This window comes from Actinomycetota bacterium, from assembly GCA_019347675.1.
Lineage (GTDB): Bacteria > Actinomycetota > Nitriliruptoria > Nitriliruptorales > JAHWKO01 > JAHWKW01.
The window spans coordinates 1-2,119 of record JAHWKW010000069.1 but is presented as its reverse complement, the minus strand read 5'-3'; the positions used below and the strand labels follow the sequence as shown (position 1 = coordinate 2,119).

Sequence of the window (2,119 nt, the reverse complement as noted above, 5' to 3'; positions counted from 1 at the left end):
CCAGCGCGCGCGCCTCGTGGAAGCGCTGGAGGGCCACCTCGATGGCCCCCTGCAGGTTCGCCGGGTCGTCGGATCGGGCGTAGGCGAAGATTCCCCGCTCGGCCGCCGCGCGGACGAAGCCGGGGTCGACCTCGCCCAGCAGGGCGATGACCGGCCGCCCGGCGACCTCGGTGATCTCGCTGATGAGCGCCAGGGCGTGGTCATCGCTGTCGTGCACGGCGACGACGGCGAGGTCGGGCTGCTCGCCGGCCACCTCGGCGGCGACCTCCCCGAGTGACACGGCGCGCCCGGTGACCTCGTGGCCCAGCGCGCGCAGGCGCTCGCGCACCCCGTCGTTGATATCGGGACGCTCGCCGGTGAGGACCAGCAGCTCCTTGGCGTTGCGCCGCCGCGCCCGCTGCAGCTGGGCCAGCACCTCGTCGGGCTCGTGCAGGTGGGCCCGGTGCGTGGCGAACGCGCAGTACTTGCAGTAGCAGCGACAGGTTCGCGACAGCGAGAGGGTGAAGTTGCGCGAGAAGGTGACCCGTCGGCGCACGGCTCCACCGAGGCTACCCTCCCGGCGTGCTCGCCGACATCGACGTCCTGGGCGTGTCCATCCAGACGTTCGGCCTGTTCTTCGCGCTGAGCTTCCTGGCCTGGGGCGCGGTGGCCTCGCGGCGCCTGGGGGAGCTGGGCCGCCCGAGCGACTGGGCCTACGAGCTGGTGTTCGTCACCCTCGCCGGCGGTTTGGTCGGCGCCAAGCTCTACTGGGTCGTCGACACCGGGGCCGAGGTGTCCTTCGCGGGCATCTTCAGCGGCGCTGGGTTGACCTGGTACGGCGGACTGGTGGGCGGCGCCCTGGCCGTGCTGGCCTGGGTGCGCTGGCGGGGCATGGACATCCCCCACCTGGCCGACATCGCCGCCATCGGCCTCCCGCTGGGCTACGCGGTCGGGCGCATCGGCTGCCAGATCTCCGGTGACGGGGACTACGGCGTACCCAGCGGGCTGCCGTGGGCCATGCCCTATCCCGACGGCGTCGTGCCCACCGACCAGGCCGTCCACCCCACGCCGATCTACGAGACGCTGGCGATGGGCCTGCTGGCCTACGTCCTGTGGCGCCTGCGCGACCGCTTCCGCCCCGGAGTGCTCTTCGGCATCTACCTGCTCGCCGCGGGGCTGGAGCGCCTGCTCGTCGAGTTCGTGCGCCGCAACGAGGCGGCGCTGGCCGGCCTCACCCAGGCCCAGCTCTGGGCCATCATCGGCATGGTCGCCGGGGCCGCGCTGCTGGCCGTGATGGCCCAGCGACGCGGCGGCCTGGTCGCCGCGACCTGAGCCGCTTCCTACTCCAACAACCGCTCGGCAGGGCTCTTGTCCCGCGTGTCCACCGGGCGGTGGCCCTCCCCGCCGCGCGGTGCCAGCGTCAGCGCCTGGTAACCGAAGGCAGCGGCCAGGGCGCCCAGCACGGGTGCGACGAGGTAGCCGACGATGAAGACGTCGGCCCCGCCGAACTCGCCGCTGGCGATGGCCGGGCCGAAGGCGCGCGCCGGATTGAAGCCCGCACCGGTCAGCGGGCCGAGGGCCAGGGCAGCCACACCGAAGGCGCCGCCGATGATCAACGGCGCCCAGCGCTGTGCGTCGCTGCGGGCCACGGCCGTGCCCATGACCGCGCCCATGAGCAGGAAGGTGCCCAGCAGCTCGGCCAGCCCGACGCTCCACACCGTCATGTCGAAGGCTTCGCTGGGCACCAGCGCGCCGAGGTTGGCGACCTCCCCGGCGTCGCCGGTCATCAGCGCGACGATCAGCGCGGCGGCCACGCCGCCGGCCAGCTGGCAGACGACGTAGGTCACGGCGTCGGCGGGGGCGATCCTGCGCACCGCGGCCAGCGCCACGCTGACCGCGGGGTTGAAATGCCCGCCCGAGACGCCGCCCAGGACGGCGACGAGGATCGTCAGGGCGAGGAAGTCGACGAGCCCGATGACCGCGTAGTCCGTGACGCCGGTGCCGCCGCTCTGCGAGGCGGCGAGGCAGATGAACACCACGAGGAGGAACGTGCCTGCGAACTCCGCGACGTAGGCGGCGGCGCCCCGCTCGTCCAGCTTGGCTGCCTGTCCCTCCACGGTCGACCTCCCCGGTCGTCGAT

3 protein-coding genes are annotated in these 2,119 nt (G+C 73.3%); 1 reads left to right on the top strand and 2 read right to left on the bottom strand.

Features of this window, described 5'->3' with window-relative positions; translation table 11 throughout:
* A partial coding sequence (locus KY462_16935) for a hypothetical protein (protein MBW3579384.1) occupies nucleotides 1-535 on the bottom strand: 535 nt, incomplete at its 3' end.
* Nucleotides 536-561: 26 nt separating this feature from the next.
* Between KY462_16935 and KY462_16930 the strand changes: the two genes are divergently transcribed.
* Nucleotides 562-1,311, top strand: a complete 750-nt coding sequence (locus tag KY462_16930) for a prolipoprotein diacylglyceryl transferase (GenBank protein MBW3579383.1) — start codon at nucleotides 562-564, stop codon at nucleotides 1,309-1,311.
* A gap of 8 nt (nucleotides 1,312-1,319) precedes the next feature.
* On the opposite strand, the gene KY462_16925 is transcribed toward KY462_16930, so the two are convergent.
* The coding region (locus KY462_16925; GenBank protein MBW3579382.1) for an aquaporin at nucleotides 1,320-2,119 on the bottom strand (800 nt) is incomplete at its 5' end.